The 16,281-nt window shown below is 60.8% G+C and carries 15 protein-coding genes; 5 read left to right on the plus strand and 10 right to left on the minus strand.

What is annotated here, in order from left to right; translation table 11 throughout:
• Window positions 1–13: 13 nt before the first annotated feature.
• From E2F43_RS04575 to E2F43_RS04590, 4 genes are read left to right on the plus strand one after another with little or no spacing between them, the layout of a single operon-like run.
• Window positions 14–946, plus strand: a complete 933-nt coding sequence (locus E2F43_RS04575; protein WP_133210036.1) for an ABC transporter ATP-binding protein — start codon at window positions 14–16, stop codon at window positions 944–946.
• Window positions 936–3,761, plus strand: coding sequence for a Gldg family protein (locus E2F43_RS04580; protein ID WP_133210038.1), 2,826 nt, complete (start codon window positions 936–938; stop codon window positions 3,759–3,761). The genes E2F43_RS04575 and E2F43_RS04580 overlap by 11 nt, the downstream gene beginning before the upstream one ends.
• Window positions 3,758–4,651: a DUF4340 domain-containing protein gene (locus E2F43_RS04585; protein WP_165954194.1), complete on the plus strand. Its 894-nt coding sequence runs from the start codon at window positions 3,758–3,760 to the stop codon at window positions 4,649–4,651. The genes E2F43_RS04580 and E2F43_RS04585 overlap by 4 nt, the downstream gene beginning before the upstream one ends.
• Before the next feature lie 18 nt (window positions 4,652–4,669).
• On the plus strand, window positions 4,670–4,858 hold the full coding sequence (locus E2F43_RS04590) for a hypothetical protein (RefSeq protein WP_133210042.1): 189 nt from the start codon (window positions 4,670–4,672) through the stop codon (window positions 4,856–4,858).
• On the opposite strand, the gene E2F43_RS04595 is transcribed toward E2F43_RS04590, so the two are convergent.
• Window positions 4,859–5,851, minus strand: a complete 993-nt coding sequence (locus E2F43_RS04595; RefSeq protein WP_133210044.1) for a LysR family transcriptional regulator — start codon at window positions 5,849–5,851, stop codon at window positions 4,859–4,861.
• Window positions 5,852–6,024: 173 nt separating this feature from the next.
• On the opposite strand from E2F43_RS04595, the gene E2F43_RS04600 reads away from it, so the two are divergent.
• Entirely contained in the window at window positions 6,025–6,603 is a 579-nt protein-coding gene (locus E2F43_RS04600; RefSeq protein WP_133210046.1) for a DUF4136 domain-containing protein, read from the plus strand.
• Here E2F43_RS04600 and E2F43_RS04605 read toward each other — a convergent pair.
• The 9 genes from E2F43_RS04605 to E2F43_RS04645 all read right to left on the minus strand — a co-directional run bounded on the left by E2F43_RS04605 (window position 6,594) and on the right by E2F43_RS04645 (window position 16,258).
• Window positions 6,594–7,565, minus strand: coding sequence for a 2-hydroxyacid dehydrogenase (locus E2F43_RS04605; protein WP_133210048.1), 972 nt, complete (start codon window positions 7,563–7,565; stop codon window positions 6,594–6,596). The two genes, E2F43_RS04600 and E2F43_RS04605, sit on opposite strands and share 10 nt — an antisense overlap.
• A 10-nt stretch (window positions 7,566–7,575) precedes the next feature.
• Window positions 7,576–8,007 carry an HIT domain-containing protein gene (locus tag E2F43_RS04610; RefSeq protein WP_133210050.1) on the minus strand — a complete coding sequence of 144 codons (432 nt, stop codon included), beginning with the start codon at window positions 8,005–8,007 and terminating at the stop codon, window positions 7,576–7,578.
• Between the two features lie 84 nt (window positions 8,008–8,091).
• On the minus strand, window positions 8,092–9,270 hold the full coding sequence (locus tag E2F43_RS04615) for an MFS transporter (RefSeq protein WP_420820765.1): 1,179 nt from the start codon (window positions 9,268–9,270) through the stop codon (window positions 8,092–8,094).
• A gap of 14 nt (window positions 9,271–9,284) precedes the next feature.
• Window positions 9,285–9,848 carry a UbiX family flavin prenyltransferase gene (locus tag E2F43_RS04620; protein ID WP_133210054.1) on the minus strand — a complete coding sequence of 188 codons (564 nt, stop codon included), beginning with the start codon at window positions 9,846–9,848 and terminating at the stop codon, window positions 9,285–9,287.
• A gap of 41 nt (window positions 9,849–9,889) precedes the next feature.
• On the minus strand, window positions 9,890–11,659 hold the full coding sequence (locus E2F43_RS04625; RefSeq protein WP_133210056.1) for a DEAD/DEAH box helicase: 1,770 nt from the start codon (window positions 11,657–11,659) through the stop codon (window positions 9,890–9,892).
• 82 nt (window positions 11,660–11,741) lie between these two features.
• Complete coding sequence (locus E2F43_RS04630; RefSeq protein ID WP_133210058.1) at window positions 11,742–13,817, minus strand: TonB-dependent receptor; 2,076 nt, start codon at window positions 13,815–13,817, stop codon at window positions 11,742–11,744.
• A gap of 34 nt (window positions 13,818–13,851) precedes the next feature.
• Complete coding sequence (locus E2F43_RS04635) at window positions 13,852–14,151, minus strand: hypothetical protein (protein WP_133210060.1); 300 nt, start codon at window positions 14,149–14,151, stop codon at window positions 13,852–13,854.
• A 69-nt stretch (window positions 14,152–14,220) separates the two neighbouring features.
• Window positions 14,221–15,414: a sodium/glutamate symporter gene (gene gltS, locus E2F43_RS04640; RefSeq protein ID WP_133210062.1), complete on the minus strand. Its 1,194-nt coding sequence runs from the start codon at window positions 15,412–15,414 to the stop codon at window positions 14,221–14,223.
• Between the two features lie 16 nt (window positions 15,415–15,430).
• Window positions 15,431–16,258, minus strand: a complete 828-nt coding sequence (locus E2F43_RS04645) for a YbaY family lipoprotein (RefSeq protein ID WP_133210064.1) — start codon at window positions 16,256–16,258, stop codon at window positions 15,431–15,433.
• Window positions 16,259–16,281 lie beyond the last annotated feature (23 nt).

Below are 16,281 nucleotides of genomic sequence, written 5' to 3' on the forward strand. Positions count from 1 at the left end.
TGCGCTATAGAGCATGATCGAAGCCAGCCACCTGACCCGACAGTTTGGCCGCAACACAGCGGTGTCAAACGTCTCCTTTAATATCCACAACAATGAGGTGGTCGGCCTGCTTGGTCCCAACGGGGCCGGCAAAACGACCATCATGCGCATGCTCAGCGGCTACCTGGAACCCACAACCGGTTCGGTTACCGTCAACGGCGAAAACCTCGAACAGAACGCATACACCATCCAGCGTCAGTTGGGCTACCTGCCGGAAAACCTGCCGGTCTACCCGGATATGATGGTGGCGGATTACCTGGACTACGTCGCCACGATAAAGGGCATTCCCCGAACAGAGCGGCTGCGAGCGGTCAAGGAAGCGCTTTTCGCCACCGAAATGACGGCTCACGCCCTGCAGACCATCGACAAGTTATCACGCGGACAGAAACAGCGGGTGGGTGTCGCCCAGGCCGTGCTGGGACGACCGAGTTTCCTGATCCTGGACGAGCCCACCAACGGCCTGGACCCACACCAGACGGAACAAATGCGCGCGTTGATCGACCAGCTGTCGAGGCGGGCCACGATTATCCTGTCGACCCATATCATGCAGGAAGTAGAAGCCGTGTGTGACCGGGTACTGGTCATCCGCAATGGCCAGTTGGCCCTCGACCAGTCACTGGCAAAGCTGCGCGACTGCAGCAGCATGGTGCTGCGAACAGACGCCGCCGGCGACAACCTCGCCGATTTGTTGGCTCACCTCCCGCAAATAGACACCGTGCAGTGCGTCAAAAGCCGCGAGGACATGCGTGAATATCATCTGCAACTGCGTGGAGATTGTTCTGCCGATACCGCCGCAGGCAATATCTCTCACTGTGTTCTGCAGGCAGGCGCTCGCCTTTACCAGCTGGAGTCACAGTCCAGGCACCTCGAGGATGTCTACCGGGAGGTGATCGACAATGGACACTAGTCGCGTGGCCGGGCGCGTTGCGCGCAAGGAACTGTCACTGTTTTTCGCCTCTCCCGTCGCCTGGCTGTTCCTTGGGGGCTTCGCCTCAGTCTGCCTGTTCGTAGTCTTCTGGGTGGAATCTTTTTTCGCCCGCAATGTGGCCGACGTCCGGCCCCTGTTCGAATGGATGCCGGTACTGCTGATTTTCCTGTGCAGCGCCATCACCATGAAAATGTGGAGCGAGGAACGCAGAAGCGGCACGCTGGAACATGTGCTGGTGCAACCGAGTCCTCTCTGGCGATTCAGCCTGGGCAAGTTCCGCGCCTGCCTCGGCCTGTTGTTGCTGGCCCTTCTGGCCACGCTGCCGCTGCCGATCACTGTCGCACTGCTGGCCGAACTGGACTGGGGACCGGTGTGGGGTGGTTACCTCGCCAGCGTCCTGCTGGGCAGTGGCTACCTGGCGATCGGTCTCTTTGTCTCCAGCCGCACCGATAACCCCATTGTCAGCCTGTTAGGCAGTGTTGCCCTCTGTGGTCTCCTGTACTTGCTGGGCAGTGACCTGTTTACCAGTTTTTTCGATGATCGCACCGCCCAGGTTTTGCGGCAGCTGGGCAGCGGTTCACGTTTTGACAATATTGCCCGCGGTGTTATCGACCTGCGGGACCTGACCTATTACCTGAGCCTGGTGATTGCCTTTCTCGGTCTCAACATTTACTACCTGGAGCGGGAGGGCTGGGCACGATTTGCCAGCACCCCCAGGCAGCGCCACTGGCGCATCGGGATTATCCTGTTGCTGGCCAACCTGATTGTCACCAACCTCTGGCTGGCGAAGGTACCCGCACTGCGCTGGGACATTACCGAGGGCCGGGTGCACTCACTGTCCCCGTCCAGCCGCCAGCTGGTGGAACAACTGGCGGAACCGCTGCTGATTCGCGGCTACTTCAGCGCCCGCAGCCACCCGCTGCTGGCGCCTCTGGTACCACAACTGCAGGACCTGATGAAAGAGTATGCCGCCGTCGGCGGACCCAGGGTGCGGGTGGAGTTTGTCGACCCGGCCCGCAACCCGGCCCTCGAAAAAGAAGCCAACGAACAATACGGCATCAAGCCCACGCCATTCCAGGTCACCAACCGGTACCAGGCCTCGCTGGTCAACGGATATTTCAATGTGCTGGTGAAATACGGCAGCGAATATCACGTGCTGTCGTTCTCTGACCTGATCGAAGTCCGCACCAGCGCCCGCGGCGACGCCGAGGTACTACTGCGTAACCCGGAGTTTGATATCACCCGGGCCATTCGCGATGTCCTCTATAACTACCGTGCCGGCGGCGACCTGTTCGCCGGTATCGACAAACCGGTGGAATTCATCGGCTATGTGTCCAATCAGGAGCGACTGCCCGGCATGCTCCTGGCCTACCTGGACTCCATCAAGCAACAACTCGAAAAAGCCGCCGCTGCTTCCGGCGGCAAGTTCAGCTACCGCTTTATAGAACCCGAGGCCAACAGCGGCGGAGTCGCTCGCCAGATCGAGGAACAATGGGGCTTCGCCCCCATGAGCAGTTCGCTGGACGAGGAACAGGAATTCTACTTCTACCTGACCCTGGCAGACGAGAAACAGGTCGTGCAGCTGCCAACCGGGGATTTCGACCCCGGCAGTTTTCGCAAATCACTGGACACCGGTCTCAAGCGCTTTACCAGCGATTTCACCAAGACCGTGGCCCTGGCAGCGCCCAGGTTGAACCGGACAATGGCAGCCTACAACCTGGGGGGTCCCAGCTTCGACACCCTGCAGGCTGCCATTACCCGCAACCACAGAATCATCGCTGAGGACCTGACAGACGGCGAGATCAGCCCGGAGGCGGATATTCTGGCGGTGATCGCACCACAGGTGCTGGACACCCCGGCGGTATTCGCCCTGGATCAGTTCCTGATGCGCGGCGGCACCGTCATACTGGCCACTTCCCCGTTTTCGGTCGAACCGCTGGGAGGTGAGCTCAAGCTGCGCCGCTGGAGCAGCGGGCTGGTCCCCTGGCTTGAACACCACGGTATTACCACCGACAAATCGCTGGTACTGGACAGGCGCCATGCCCGCTTCCCGGCCCCGGTACACCGCAGTGAAGGCGACTACCAGTTCCAGGACAGCAAAATTGTCGATTACCCGTTTTTTATCGATATTCGTCGTGACGGTTTTGGCCGCCACCCGATTAATGCCAGCCTGCCCCAGTTGACCATGGCCTGGGCTTCCCCCCTTGAGATAGAGCGGGGCAACCAGCGCCGGGTCTCCCAGTTGCTCTGGAGCAGTGAAGATTCCTGGCTGGAGAGCGGCGAGGACATCGCGCCGCGCGAAAACGATGACCGCAGCCCCGATGGCGCCACCGGGCGCAAACTGCTGGGGGCAATACTGCAGGGTCGTTTCCACTCCTACTTCAAAGCGCCACCGACAGAACTGGCGGCCCTGCCGACCCGCGTCAGCGCCGGGGTGAACAGTTTTGTGAAGCGCTCCCCCGAATCAGCGCGCATCATCCTCTACGCTTCCAACGATTTTCTCAGCGACCGGGTGCTGGGGGCACTGGTCCGCGCCAGCGGCAGCCGCTACCTGGGACCTCTGGAACTGTTCAATAACAGCCTCGACTGGGCCCTGCAGGATCAACAGCTGTTGCAGATTCGATCTCGCGCCCACTTCAATCGCACACTGCCGCCCATGGAGCAACAGCACCGGCTGTACCTTGAACTGTTCAACTATGGCGCCGCGCTGGTCTGGCTGGGCGTGCTGGGACTGGTATTCTGGATACGGCGGCGCCGGCTGGCACGCTACTACGCCAGGGAGCTTGGGCTGTGAACCGGGTCGGCCTCTTTCTTGGCATACTGCTGATCGCGCAGTTGTTCCTGACCTTGCTGCTTTATCGCCAGGACAGCGCCGGCGCTGGTGACACCGACAATCAGGCGCTGGTGTCCAGCGGTGCTTACGTTATCGACGAGCTGACGGTGGAGGATGCTAACGGAAACAGCGTGGTGCTGCGCCGTACCGGCAACCTCTGGCAGCTGCCGGACCTGGCCGGACTTCCCGCCGACCCGGAGAAAGTCGCAAAAGTATTACAGCAGCTGACCGACGAGGATCCGGGTTGGACCGTGGCCCATACACTGGCCGCACGGCAGCGCTTCCAGGTGGCCGACTATCACTTTCGTCGTAAAGTCAGCCTGGCGTCACTGGGGCAAACCATTGGCACGGTTTATCTCGGTACATCACCCGGTTTTCGCAAGGTCCACGCTCGCAACGAGCGAAGCGACGGGATCTACAGCCTGGACCTGAACCTCTATGACCTGCCACTCGAGGCAGGCAAATGGCTGGAACCGAGGTTGCTGCAGGTGCGGGCGCCGGTGGCAATCACGGCCGATGGCTACAGTCTGCAGCGCAGGGACGGCGAGTGGCGGCTGGGTACAGGTAAGGCCCCGGATCCACGGGAGTTACAGGCTCTGCTCGACGCCCTGCGCAACCTGCAGGTTCTCGGCGTTGCCTCGCAGGAGCAGCAGGAAGCGACAACCCGCTCAGAGGCGACCCTGGTACTCGACATCACCAGCCTGGCGGGCAGCAGGAAACTGGAGTTTTTCCGGCTGGGCGACGATCACTTCGCGGCCAGCAGTGAATACCCACACCTGTTCCGGATCAGCGCTTACGATTTCGACCAGCTGACAGGTATCGACAGCCTGCTGTTATCGGGCGCACAATAGGTTCACGGAGGTGCCATCATGAGACTACTCGGTATGATCCTGGCACTGGGTGCCATTGGCTGGATACTGTATAACGCCGCGGGGGGCGATGAAGCGGAATCCATCATCCCCGAAAGCTACCAGCAATCGCTGGACAAGGCCAAGGGCGTGGAGAGTATGGTCAAGGACTCGGCGGAACAGCGCCTGCAGGCCCTGGACGATGAATAGTCAGGGAATGGCCTGCAGCTGACGTACCGGCTCTACCTGCTCACCCGGGCCGCTCAAGTGTTTCATCAGCAGGGTCCGCATCCACTGGTGGGGAGCGCTGCGGGAAGTGCGAGTATGCCGCAGCAGCGACATCTTCCCGCGGTTATTGCTGTGGGTATTGCGTATCATCCGCTGCAACTCGGCGGGCATTTCCCGGCCGGTGATTAAATCCTTGTACAGACCGCTGGCCTCAAAGCCGGAGTTCGCCACCAACAGACAATCGGTGCGCGCCAGTACGCCGACAGCTGATGCAAACTGGGTCGTTTCCAGCACAATATTCCGATGCACCCCGTACTGACCCAGCACGTCATCCACCATGGACGTGTTCTCCCGGGTCAACCCCGGGAGGTAGAGTCGCAAATGACTGTAGGCGAGGAAGTCCTTCAGGTTGATTTCCTCTTTCTCAACCAGCGGATGCCCAACCCGCATATAGCAACGGGGAGCCAGGGTGGCGATGGGCTCGGCATGAATGTCGCGGTCCGTTTCCAATGCCACGAAGGCGGCAAAATCGATCTCGCCCTTTTTCAGCAGCTCCTGGTAATCCGGCGTGACCTCGGCAGTCATGATCTGCACGCCCGGAGCGGACTTATCCAGTTCAGCCACCAGGCCCGGCAACAGCGCCTCACAAAGGATGGGCGGTAACAACAGTTTGAAACTTCCGCTGTAGGTCGCCGGGTCAAATTCCGAATCTCCCAGCACCTGCTCGACCGTCTCCAGCAGGGCGGGCAAACCGGCCCCCAGTTCCTCCGCCCGGGGGGTCGGCACGAGGCCATGGGCGGTGCGGGTAAAGAGTTCATCCTCGAAGCAATCGCGCAGCTTCTGCAGGGTTTTGCTGAGCGCCGGCTGACTGACCGACAACCGCTCGGCCGCCCGGGTAACATTGCGCTCTTCCAGCAAAATCTGCAGTGCCACCAGCAGATTCAGATCGGTCCGGATCAGTTTCCTCGAAATCATTTCTTCGCCCCCAAAGAAATAACTTATGGTTATGCGCCCAATGCTAGCAAACAGTAGCTATCAAGGAACAGCAGAAATGTCCTAAACCTGATAAAGCCGATTCCACTCCGCCTGCGCTGGCTGGCGATCCCGCGGACTGCTAACATGGCCGCTTTCAACCAGCGAGGCGCCGCATGCGTATCCTATCTTCCCTGCTGCTGTTACTGGCCGTGACAGCCTGCAGCAGCATTGAAACCCGCCCCGGCGAGACCGTCGCCTTTGCAGCGGGGGACTACAAGTACTACCGCTGGCGCAGCCAACCCCTGGTTAATTCAAGGCAATCAGGCGACGTGTTGTACCTGATAGACCCCATTGTTCGCCGCGAGGTGAATGCGGCCCTCAACAATCTCGGCTACGTCGAGGACCCGGCACAGGCACAGTTCAGCGTGGATTACCTGCAGGCCCTTGGCTTGCGCGAGGGCGTGAAAAGCCAGGATGCCAGTGGCGGCATTGACCCCATACCCTCGGCCCGCCCCAACCGCCTGGTCAACCAGGCCATGGTGGATAACGCCAACGCCCTCGCCGGATTACAGACCACCAATAATATCGCCATTCAGTTCAACGACACTGCCACCCAACAGGAGGTGTGGCAGGTGGTGATGACAAGCATCGTGGAGAACAGCAACGAGATCGACGTGGACGCCATGGAGCGCAAGATCACCAAAGCGGTCAGCCAGGCTTTTCGCGTCCTGCCCCGGGCGGGTCAGGAATAAACCTCCGGATTGACGCAGTGGGGCATCTCCTGCCCCTTGAGTGCAGCGATCGCGTTGTCCACCGCGAGGTCTGCCATTTTTGCCCGGGTGATAAATGTGGCGCTGCCGATGTGCGGCGCCACTACCACGTTCGGCAGCGACAGTAGCGGATTATCGGCCGCTACAGGCTCCTGCTCAAACACGTCTATGCCCGCCGCTGAGAGCCTGCCGCTCGCCAGCGCAGACGCCAGCGCCTCCTCGTCGACGATGCCCCCGCGAGCCGTGTTCACCAACACCGCGCCAGGCTTCATCAGGGCAATCCGCTCGGCGTCGAGCAGGCCCCGGGTGTCGTCGGTCAGCGCCACGTGCAGGCTGACAAAGTCACTGCGCAACAACAGTTCATCCAGGGAGACACTCTCTATTCCGGGCACTTCCCGCCGGGTCCGGTTCCAGGCCAGCACCTCCATGCCAAAACCGGCGGCGCGGCGAGCCACCGCCTGGCCAATTTCCCCCAGACCGACAATACCCAGGGTCCCACCGCTGACGTCCTTGCCGGTAAAAAAGTCCGGGGCCCAGGCATTTTCCGGGGTCCAGTTGCCCCTGCGTACAAACTGGTCCGCTTCCACCACCCGCCGGGCAGCCGCCAGCATCAGGGCGAACGCCGTATCTGCTGTCGTCTCCACCAACACCCCGGGAGTGTGGCCCAGGGGCATTCCGCGGGCAGAGAGGGCCGCCACATCGACGTGGTCAACGCCGACTGACATGCTGGACACAAAGGTTAACTCCGGCAGCGCTGCCACCAGGTCGCGGTCGATGCGATCGGTGAGCATGCATACCAGGCCGTCACAACCGGACAGTTCTTCGCGCAGGTTCGCGGCACTGATCAGCCCGGGCCCCATCCACACATTCACATCGCAGAAGCGGGAGAGTTCGTGGATACGATCCCCGGGAAGCTGGTGAGTGACAAAAACTTTCTTGTTCATCACTCGCCCGTCAGTCGACTGGCGTGACCGGCTTCAGGTCGAGCATACGCACCAGGGCGTACTGCCACTCTTCCAGTCGTTCAGGGCTGTAGGCCTCGGAGTCTTCCAGATTGCCCCACACCGGTTGCGGCCAGCAGGGATCGACCGTCGCCCTGCCGATCACGTGCAAATGCATTTGCGGCACCACGTTGCCAAGGCCGGCAAAATTGACCTTGGAAAATCCCAGCAAATTCTTGATAAAACCCGACACCGCGACGCAGTCGGCCAGTACCGCCCGCCCGTGCTCCGCAGGCAAATCGAGAAAATCAGCGAGCTCTGTGTCCGGTACCAGGATAAACCAGGGCAGGCTGGCATTGCGGTGCAGCAGCAGGTCGGTCGCCGGCAACTGTCCCAGATGATGACAGTCCTGCAACAATTGCGGGTGTATGTTGAACACACTCATAACACTATCCTTTGACCTGAGTATAACTCTAGTCAGCAGACTGCGGCTTTGGCAAACACTAATTGGCTTTACGCCAATATCGCCTCAGGCGCCCCGACTCTCCCGCACTGCCCAGGCGAGGTAAAAGGCGACCACTACCGCACAAAACGCCCAGGCAGTGGAATAGCCGAACACGGCCAGGTTAAATCCGGCAATGGCCGGGCCGAACACCCGGCCCCAGGAAGAAGCGGCGGAGGTTGCTCCCAACAGGCGGCCGCGATAAGCGGCCGCAGTCCGGTGAGTGATCAGCGTATTGAGCAGCGGCATACACAGGGTCGCGCCGGTCATCGCCACAAACATGGAGGCGACCATGCTGGGCATATTCCAGGCTACAACGGCCAACACCAACCCGCCGAGGAATCCGCAAATGGCAATACGCAGCAGTCGCCATTCCCCCAGCAGGTTCACCAGGGCGCCCATGGCACCGCCCTGCATAATCACCATAATCACGCCCTGCACCCCGAACACGATACCTACCTCGCGCGCAGTCCAGTTCAGCAGGTCACCGACCCACAAAGGGAACAGGTAGGTGGATGAACTCACACAGGCCGTGTGCAACACATACTGGGCCACGAACAGGCGATTACCCGATGACTTCAGTATCGACAGGGTCGATTCCCGGTCTGGGCTACTCTGCAACTCCCGATTGGCCGCCTGTCTCTGGGAAGAAACGGATTCAGGGAGGAAGATCGCTGCCGCCATGATCGCCATCACCGACATCAGGCCGGCCACCAGGCAGGGCAGCGTAAAGCTGCCGCTTTCTCCCGCCAGCAGCCCGCCCAGCAAAGGACCCAGCACCATGCCCAGGCCAAAGGCGGCGCCGATCAGCCCCATGCCACGGGCACGGTTTTCCGCTGTGGTGATATCCGCCATCATCGCCGAGGCCACCCCAAAGTTACCGGCCATCACACCGGCGAATGCCCGGGCCGCGAATATCATCCACAACTCGCTGGCCAGGCCGAGCATCACGTAGGACAGTGCTCCCCCGAGCAGGCAGATCATGATAACCGGCTTGCGTCCCCGACGGTCCGAGAGCTTGCCCCAGAAAGGAGCAAAGATGCCGGCACAGGCTGAGTAAGTGACGATAATCAGCGCTATATCGACATGATCTGCCCCCAACTGCGGGGACAGGAAAGGAAGAATGGGAATCACGATGCCAAAGCCGATCAGGTCGATCAGCACCACGACGAACAGCACAGGCACTAGCGCGTACTCCCGCTGCAGTGACCGGCTCTCATTTACTCACCCTGCCAGCGGACCACCTGACTGACCGGTAAATCGAACAAATCCAGGACCCGGCCGACACCCTGGGTAACCATGTCCTCAAGGGATTCCGGCCGGGCATAGAAGGCGGGCACAGGGGGCGCGATCACGGCGCCGATTTCCGATAGCCGGGTCATGGTGCGCAAATGCCCGGTGTGCAGCGGTGTTTCGCGCACCATCAGCACCAGTCGGCGACGTTCTTTCAGTACCACGTCGGCAGCGCGAGTGAGCAGCGTCGAGGTTACACCGGAGGCGATTTCAGACATGGTGCGGATAGAACAGGGTGCGATGAGCATGCCGCCGGTGATAAACGAACCACTGGCAATGGACGCACCGACATTGCGGATGGCGTGGACTTCACTCGCCAGCGATTTTAGCTCACGGGTCGTCATCTCAAGCTCGTGGTGCAGGGTCAGCTCTGCCGATTTGCTCATCACCAGGTGAGTCTCCACGCCGAGCTCACGCAACATTTGCAGCGCGCGCACGCCATAGACGATGCCTGAGGCACCACTGATACCCACAATAATCCGCTTTTCCATCACCAGGCCCTGCTATCCGGAGGGCAAACTCTAGCAAATATTCAGCGTTCGCGCTTTGTCCCGCCCTTGCCCCTGGGGCCTTTGCTGGGCGGGCCCTTACGTTTGGGCTTGCCGTGACCGGCCTCGCCGGCCCGGCTGATTTTCAGCTTCTGCCCACTCACCCAGACTGACTTGAGATGGTCGAATACCTCTTTGGGCATACCGTCCGGCAGGTCCACGGTGCTGTGGTCCTGGTAAATTTCGATCCGGCCGATGTACTCGGCGTCAATTTCCGCCTCGTTGGCGATGGCACCGACGATGTTTCCGGGTTTCACACCGTGCTCATGGCCAACCTCAATCCGGAAGCGCTCCATGCCCTTGTCTGGCGCCGGCAAATCCTTGCCCGTACTGCGCGGGGTCTTCGGCTTTTTCGGCGCCATGTCAGCCCGGTCGCCACGCTCCCTGGGGGGCTTTTCACGGCCGGACTTTTCGACCACCGCCTTGTCACGGCCGGGCTTGTCCACCAGCGGCTTCTTGCCCTGAGCCATGGCAGCAAGAGCGGCGGCAATTTCAACCACGGGCACGCCGTATTCCGCCTGGTAGTCCTCCACCATTTTGCGGAACAGGTCGAGCTCTGCCGTGGCCAGGGTTTCGGTAATACGCTGCTTGAATTTGCCAATCCGCTTGTCGGCGACTTCCGCTGCGCTGGGAAGCTCCATTTTTTCAATGCTGCCCGTGGCCTTTTCGATCGCCCGCAACAGGCGCCGCTCACGATTGGCGGCAAACAGGATGGCGTCGCCCTCGCGCCCGGCCCTGCCGGTGCGACCGATACGGTGGATGTAGGCTTCCACGTCATAGGGGATATCGTAATTGATCACGTGACTGATGCGCTCGACATCCAGACCCCGGGCGGCGACATCAGTGGCCACCAGAATATCGATTTTGCCCCGCTTCAGGTTTTCGACGGTGGTCTCACGCTGTTTCTGGGGTATATCACCGTTGAGTGCCGCGGTACTGTAGCCGCGAGCGGCCAGTTTTTCCGCCAGTTCGGTGGTGGCAATCCTGGTACGGACAAAGACGATGACCCCGTCAAATTCCTCCACCTCGAGGATCCGGGTCAACGCATCCAGCTTGTGTACACCGGCCATCATCCAGACCCGCTGGCGGATGGACTTGTTGGTAACAGTTTGCACTTCGATAGCCACGTTGACCGGATTATCGAGATGCTGCTGGGCTATACGTCCAATGGCGGTTGGCATGGTTGCCGAGAACAGCGCAACCTGACGCTGCTCGGGTGTCTGTTCGAGAATCCACTCCACGTCGTCGATAAAGCCCATGCGCAACATTTCATCGGCCTCGTCCAGCACCAGCGTGCGCAGGCCGGAAAGATCCAGTGAACCGCGACGCATGTGGTCCATCACCCGGCCCGGGGTTCCCACCACCACCTGTACACCGCGCTGCAGCTGCCGCAACTGGCCGCGATAATCGGCGCCACCATAAATAGGCAGGACATGGAAATTCTTCAGGTAGCGGGCGTACTTCTGGAAGGCCTCTGCCACCTGGATAGCCAGTTCACGCGTTGGGGTCAGCACCAGCACCTGGGGCTTTTTGCCTGCGGCCTCCAGCCGGGCGAGCACCGGCAGGGCGAAGGCGGCGGTCTTGCCGGTGCCGGTCTGCGCCTGGCCGAGCACATCGCGTCCTTCCAGCAGGGCGGGAATCGTCGCCCCCTGGATCGCAGAGGGGGTTTCATAGCCGACGTCGGAGAGGGCTTTTTGCAGGGGCTCAGGTAAGGCCAGCTCCGCGAAGCTGCTTACCGCCGGTTGCGTGGACATGTCATTTCCTTGGGCGGCAGAATAGGCCGCCCCCAGAGAGAGGGGGCGGGGATTATACAGGGTTAGGGCCCGGTGTCACGGGCTAAAAGTGGTAGCGAACCCCAAGCTCCACTCCGCGCCCGGCCTCGGGAGCCACGTCGCGCAGGAAGGAGGTGCTGAGGCGGATTTCCTCGTCGCTGATATTGTTGAATTTGGCAAAAGCCAGCAGGTCCCACTGCTGGGTCTGCAGCCGATATTCAACGCCGGCATCCCAACGGGTGTAGCCCTCGCTTGCCTCCTCGTTCTCACCGGGTCGGTCCTGGTCGGCAGCATCCAGTACGCCACCCCAGAGATGCCACTGACTGTTCTCCCAGCTCAGGCGAGCACCAATACGCATGGGGGGCATGCGCGGAACATCAGCGCCATCGTCGAGCTGGCCACGAATACTGTCACCAAAAACATCCAGGCGCAGATCGCCACCGGCCAGGGCAGCCAGGCCGAAACCGGTCTCGATTTCAACGCCGTAGAACTCGGCATCCTGCTGGTCGTAGACATACACCGGCACCTCGTCCACTTCGATCCCGGTGGCCAGCAGGCCAATGTAGTCCTGGAAGTCGTTGTAGAACAGGGTGACCGAGGCGTGATGCCGGTCGCCACGCCAGTCCACCGAGAAGTCCGCATTATTCGAGGTTTCCACCTCGAGGTCAGCATTACCCAGCTCGATGGCGCCAGTGGCGGCGTGCACCACCCAGTCATCGGCACCCGTATTGTCTACGTTGGAATACAACTCCTCCGTGGCCGGCGCACGCTCGGCCTTGGACAGGGCCAGCCCCAGTTGCCACTGGGCAGACACATCCCACAGCGCAGAAGCGGACAGGCTGAAAGCATCAAAGCTCTGGTCGGAGGCGGCGGCAGACTCCGGGGACAGTTCGTCCCGGTCATAGCGCAGGCCGATTTCAAACAGCCAGTTGTCGGCATGATAGTCCTCGACCAGGAACAGGCCCAGGCCTTCCCGCTGGGTCAGCGGAATAAAGGCCTCTTCACCCTCGGCTGAAAACTCGCTGTCAACCGCCTGCAGGCCCAGCACACCGTGGAAGTTGCCCAGGGGCTGGTGCACCAGTTCCAGCCGGCCTTCCCAGGATTCGTTTGCATACACCGTGCCGACCTCACCACTGCCTTCAATCTCGGCATGCTCATAGTCGGTGTAGGTCACGAAGCCGCGGACCACCTCCAGGCCGGCAAAGGGCTCATGGATGTGCAAAGCCGCATCGTAGCGAGTCTGCTCCAGTTCAATGCTGATATCGCCATGGCCGTGCTCATCTTCCTCGTGGTCTTCCGCTTCTTCCTCGTGTTCCTCATCCTCATGATCCCCGTGGGAGCCAGCGGGAATACCGTAGTTGTTTTCCAGGCGATTCACCGCCAGCCCGAAAAAGCCGTTGTCGAAGTGATAACTGCTGCCGAGGGTCAGGCTCTTGGTGCGCCCGGCAGTATTGTCGATTTCGCCGTCACCGCCTTCTTCGTGCTGTTCATGCTCCTCGTCCTCTTCGTGAGCCTCTTCACGCACGGCAAGGCCGGGAATAGTCAGGTTGTCCCAGTCGCGGTAGAGGGCATCGGCATACAGGGCGAAGTTACCGGCCGCTGCCTGGCCACGGGCAACCACATTATCCTGGCTGGCAGCGGTATCGTGGCGATATTCGAAGTCTCCCCCGGCCTTTTCCGGCAGGGTGGTGGGGATGCGGTTGTCGAGGATGTTGACCACACCCCCGATGGCGCCGCCGCCATACAGCAGGGTGGCAGGTCCCCTGAGCACCTCAATGCTGTCCGCCAGCAGAGGTTCTACAGCCGTCGCATGATCGGCGCTGATATTGGAGGCATCGGCACTGCTGGTCCCATTTTGCAGCACCGTTACCCGCGGGCCCTGTTGCCCCCGAATCACCGGTTGGCCCACGCCGGGACCGAAAGAGGCGTTAGCAAGGCCGGGCTTGTTGGACAGCGTCTCGCCGATGGTGCCGGCGACTTCGCGGGTCAGTTCATCACCGGTCAATACGGTGACCGGCAGGGCAGTTTCTGCCTCCTGCTTGTGCAGCGGCACGGAAACCAGCACATGCTCCATGGGAAGCGGTTCTGCAGCGGACGTTGCCGTAGCGACAGCCACGGCAAGGGGGATGATACGTTTCATTTCTTACTCCTTGGGTAATCGAAAAAAGATTGCTTCAGGAGTTGAAAGGGGGCCCTCGGGCATCGAACGCGGTGCTTGCCGGCGCAAGCGTTGACTGGGTGGGTTGCGCCCTGACAACAATGCCAGTGCTGACAACCTGGTCGACAGACGCCCCGGAGGTCGGGATCGCCGTTCCCGCTTTGCACACCAGGCACTGGGAATAGCTGTCGTCGATGGAGCTCCAGTGATCGTGTCCGGCTTCCTGGACCTGCAATGCACCGGCACACAGCAACGCCACCAGGGCGAAAATACGCGCCAGGGGCGGCTTGTTGCGGGTGCGACAAATCAGGGGCATAAGATCATGGATCTCATATATTCCGGACCGCATTATAACCAGAAGCTGGAGAATCAGGCTATCCCGGCGTCAGCCGAACACGTGCAACAATAGATTAATGACCACCGCATTGGACAGATCGATGAAAAAGGCGCCGACCAGGGGCACCACCACGAAAGCCCTGGGAGAGGGCCCCAGCGACTTGGTTACCGCGGCCATATTGGCGATGGCGGTGGGTGTCGCCCCGAGGGTCAGCCCGGAATAGCCGGAGCAGATCACCGCGGCATCGTAATTGGCGCCCAGCACCCTGAAAACCACAAAAATACTGAACAGGATAATCAACAGCACCTGGGCAGCCAGCATCAGCATCATGGGGCCGGCCAGGCCCGCCAGAACCCAGAGTTGCAGGCTCATCAGCGACATGGCCAGGAACAGCCCCAGGCTGACATCCGATACCAGCGCCAGAGAGCGGGTTCCGGTTGGCCACTGGTACCTGGGGAGAAACCGGGGCAGGCTGTTGGTAAGGATGATGCCGGCAAACAGGCAGGTGACAAAATCTGGCAACATCAAACCCCAACTGCTGAACAGGTCGTTCAGGTGGATTCCCACGCCAATGGCTATAGCGATCACCAGCAGCACTTTGAGAATGCCATCCACATCAATGATTTCATGCTCCTTGTAGCGAAAGCCGACCGTCAGGTCGCCGGATTGCTCGGGGCTCAGCTGGTGGCGCCAGACCAGGAACCGGGCGATGGGGCCACCAATAATGCCGCCAAAAATCAGGCCGAAGGTGGCGCAGGCCAGGCCGATTTCCATGGCAAAGGGGATGCCGTATTCACGGCCGAAGACAGGCGCCCAGGCAATGGCAGTGCCATGACCCCCGCTGAGGCTTACCGAGCCGGTCAACACCCCTGTCGCCGGCGGCGAACCGGTTGCGACGGCGATACCGATACCGACAAGGTTTTGCAGGAACAGGTAGCCCACCGCCAGAAACAGCAACACCAGTAGCGACTTACCGCCCTCTTTCAACACATCGATCCGCGAGGACAGCCCGATGGTGGTAAAAAATACGATCAACAGCATGTCGCGATTGGCCATGTCGAAGTCGACTTCAATGCCCCCAATGGTGTAGACCAGGGCAAACGCAAGGGAGGCCAGCAGACCGCCGGTCACCGGCTCGGGTATATTGAAGTCCCTGAGCACACGCGTCCGGCCGTTGATGTAGCGCCCCAGGTAAAGCACCAGAATGGCGATGATCAGGGTCTGGCGGGAGTCCATTTCCATGCTGAGGCCAGCGGGATCAGTGCATGTTGAAGGTTGCGACTACTTCGCTGCCCTGCAGCAGCACCAGACTACTCCCCTGCATGCGGTAAGCGTCAACCTTGTCCAGCATTTGCAGGTAAGCACGCTCCGCCGGGTCCCCATCCGCGCAGGCCATCCTGGTACCGGCCACGGGGCCGAACTTGAGAGGAGTGCCGTGGCTGGACTTGCCGTCATTGCTGAAACTTCCGCTGTAGCGGTTGCAGCCGGAAAAACCTGATGCGGTCATGTCACCCGCATTGAGCACCAGTTCGATGGGCTTGCCTCCGGCGCCGACAGGAGCCGCCTCACCCGCCAGGGTCTCAAGCACCCAGGTTGGTGAATCACCCTCCTCTGCAACCGGCTCGGTGGCCGACGCGGGACTCCGGTCGACAGGCTCGGGAACCCGCTGAACCAGGATGCTGATTTCCTCGCCACTGAAAGGGTCAATAAACTCGGTACTGGTGAACATCAGCCTGTCCCCCACGCTGATGGTCGCACGCAGGGAATAGCGCATGCGTTCATCGATATCGGCGGGGCTGTACTCGATGGCAAAAGGATAGGGGGGAGCCCCCTCGGGAGTGAACATGACACTGGCCATCACCGTCGCCAGGGCATCCGCCCTGGACACATCCTGTAGCTGCACCTCTACCTCTGCGCCCGACGGCAGCATCATCCGCTCCCGGTAAAAGACTGTGCCCACAATGGCCGACATTGCCGCCCCCTCCTCTCGGGCGCTGGTCTCATCGGCACTGCCGCCGCAGGCCGCCAGCACCACAATTAACGGCACCAGTAACAGAGCGCGAATACTCGGGGTCTTCATTTGCATGGTGGTTCTCCTCGATGATACTG

The sequence above is a fragment of the Seongchinamella unica genome, from assembly GCF_004354085.1.
In the GTDB taxonomy this organism is placed as follows: Bacteria; Pseudomonadota; Gammaproteobacteria; order Pseudomonadales; family Halieaceae; genus Halioglobus; species Halioglobus unicus.